Source organism: Winogradskyella ouciana, assembly GCF_009709615.1.
Classification (GTDB): domain Bacteria; phylum Bacteroidota; class Bacteroidia; order Flavobacteriales; family Flavobacteriaceae; genus Winogradskyella; species Winogradskyella ouciana.
The window spans coordinates 1-3,099 of record NZ_WJYA01000014.1; the positions used below are offsets into that span (position 1 = coordinate 1).

At 31.3% G+C, this 3,099-nt stretch carries 2 protein-coding genes; both read left to right on the forward strand.

From position 1 onward, the window contains the following. Positions 1-94 precede the first annotated feature (94 nt). The gene (locus tag F1003_RS15450; RefSeq protein ID WP_155090338.1) at positions 95-811 is read left to right on the forward strand and encodes a DUF1735 domain-containing protein; all 717 of its coding nucleotides are present in this window, start codon (positions 95-97) and stop codon (positions 809-811) included. 200 nt (positions 812-1,011) lie between these two features. After that, positions 1,012-2,907 carry a putative porin gene (locus F1003_RS15455; RefSeq protein ID WP_235898404.1) on the forward strand — a complete coding sequence of 632 codons (1,896 nt, stop codon included), beginning with the start codon at positions 1,012-1,014 and terminating at the stop codon, positions 2,905-2,907. Positions 2,908-3,099 lie beyond the last annotated feature (192 nt).

Genomic DNA, 3,099 nt, shown 5'->3' on the forward strand with positions numbered 1-3,099 from the left:
ATGAGCGTTTAACTTTTGAAATCCCTGAATTGGAAATTCAAAGTAACGTTTTCATTAACGAACAAAATTAATTAACTAAATCAAGACTTATCTCATGAAGAAAATTTTAAATTATATAATACTTGGTATTTTCATTGCAACTGCTTACAGTTGCGATGAAGATGCTACAGGTAATAGTGTTAATTATGTTACTTTTGAAGATACCTCATTTGCCTTTGGTGTAGATATCGGTAGTTCTTCAACTAACGACATCAAAGTTTATGCTGGTAACATTACCGGTTCTGATAGAACGTTTAGTGTTGTTGTGGACACGGATGCTTCATCCTTAGATCCAGCGGCATATACTGTGCCTTCTTCAGTAACAATTCCAGGGGGTTCTAATGAAGGAGCTCTTACGGTACAGATTAGTGATACCAATATTAGTGCAGGTGGCGAAACTTTGGTTTTAGCATTGGCTTCTACAACAGAAGCGTTTACAAGCGGGCCAATTACATTAAATGTAACTCAAGTTTGTCCTACTAATGAAGTTTCTCTATTAATCAATTTTGATGATTATGCAGGAGAAACTAGTTGGGAAATCACTCAAGGTGGTTCAGTGTTATTCTCAGGTGATGGTTACACCGGAGGTAGCTTCTCAACAACTTTCTGTTTGGATAATGGTACTTATGAATTCACTATATTTGATTCTTTCGGTGATGGTATTTGCTGTGCATATGGTAATGGATCATATACACTGAATCTTGGAACAACAGTTCTTGCTTCAGGTGGTTCTTTTGGTGCTAGTGAAACAACATCATTTACATTGCCATAAGTAGACAGATTTATCTGTTTCTAAATAAGTTTAAAAGATCTGCGTTATTAACGTAGATCTTTTTTTATTATTTATTTTTACCGTAAAATATATTCATATAATAACTGTTTAGTTATATAAAGTTTTTTATGTCATACTTCAGATGCCTGTTATTTTTTTCTTTAATCTTTTTCTATAACGATATTTACGGTCAAACAAAGTTGAATAAAGGAAATGTTGTCAATAGAGAAAACCCTTTTGAAAATGACACATCTGACGTGAAAAGATCAAAAGGGTTTAAAAATTTAGCTTCTATAGATATGTACTTGCAGTTTAATACTGAGGTCGATACGGTTGTAGTCGATACTACATTGTCAATAAAGAAGGATTATAAATTTAACTATCTTCAAAAAGACAACTTTGGATTAATGCCATTTGCAAATGTTGGCCAAACATATAATACACTTAGTTATAATTTCAATTCTAAAGAAACCAAACCTTTGTTCGGTGCGAGAGCAAGGCATTTTAATTACTATGAAGATGATGACATTAAATATTATGAAGTACCAACTCCATGGACTCGACTAACGTATAAGACTGCATTTGAACAAGGACAGATGCTAGATGCTTTTTTTGCAGTAAATCTGTCAAAGCAATTTAACTTTTCGATTGCCTACAAAGGGTTGAGATCTTTAGGTAATTATCAAAACGCTTTAACAAGTTCAGGTAATTTTCGTTTTACCTCAAATTATAGTACCATGAATAAGAAGTATAACGCCAAAGTACATATTGTAATGCAAGATTTGTTGAATCAAGAGAATGGTGGTTTATTAGATGAGGATTTAGAGAATTTTATATCTGGTGATGAGGATTTTATAGATAGATCTGTTTTTGATATGAATATAGAAAATGCAGAAAATATTTTAGTAGGGAAGAGATTCTTTATTAATCATTCTTATGATATAATCAAAAAGAATGACTCATCCAATAATTATTTATCTATAGTAAACGAAACATTTTTTGAAGATAAGTATTATCAATATTATCAAGACTCACCTTCTAATGATTATTTTGGAAACTCATTCACTAACAATATAAATGATAAGGTAACCTTAGAGCATTTTAATTCAAGCTTCAAAATAGACTATTACAATAATATCCTTGGAAACCTGCAGTTTGGGGTTTTCTATTCAGACATAAACTATGGGTATGATAGTGTTGTTCTATTATCGGATGTAATAATTCCAAATAGAATAAAAGCAAACTTCTTAGGTGCAAATGCTTCATTTAAGAAAACAATAAACTCAATAAAACTCGAAGGTGATGCTAAAATTAATTTTTCTGAAGAATTTGTAGGAAGTTATTTTGATGTTAAGTTAGCCGTGGAATTGAATGAGGATATGGAGGTAAATGGAGGAATCAATGTAAGCTCAAGACTTCCAAATTATAATTATTTATTGTATCAAAGTGATTATATTAACTATAACTGGCATAATTACTCAAACTTCAGAAATATTAATTCACAACAATTAAGATTCAATATCGTTTCAGAAAAATTCCTAAATGCATCATTCGATATTTCGAATATAGAAAATTACACTTATTTTAATTTAGACACGACCATTGATAAAAATAAAATTATTAAGCCAGAACAGTATAATGAGTCTTTACAGTATTTGAGACTTAAGGTTCAAAAAGAATTTCGGTTAGGTAATTTTGCTTTAGATAATACAATAATGTATCAAAATGTAGTCAGCGATGAAGAGGTTCTAAATGTCCCTAATTTAATTACAAGAAACACTCTTTATTATTCTAATCAGCTTTTTAAAAAGGCAATGACATTGCAAACTGGGGTAACCTTAAACTACTTTACTAAATGCAATATGAATGGCTATGATCCACTTCTTGCAGAGTTCTACACACAAAATCAAACTGAGGTAGGAGCATTTCCTCGACTAGATTTCTTTATTAATGCCAAAATTAGACAAACAAGAATTTTCCTAAAAGCAGAGCATTTTAATTCTGCATTTACAGGTTATGATTATTTTTCCGCTCCTAATCACCCTTATAGAGACTTTACTATTCGCTTTGGATTAGTTTGGGACTTCTTCTTATAAGCACATACTGCCAACTAATTCTATTAGTTGAAACAATACTCCATTCATAATCACCTCGAAATAAGCTAACTAAAAATACTTTAAAAATATTTCCCAAAAAGTCCTTGCTATAAAGAAAAGGTGTTCTATATTTGCGCCCCGTTAGCGACGCGTTTGTGTTGTGGGCGGCAGTTCATTTCCATAAAAAGTGCG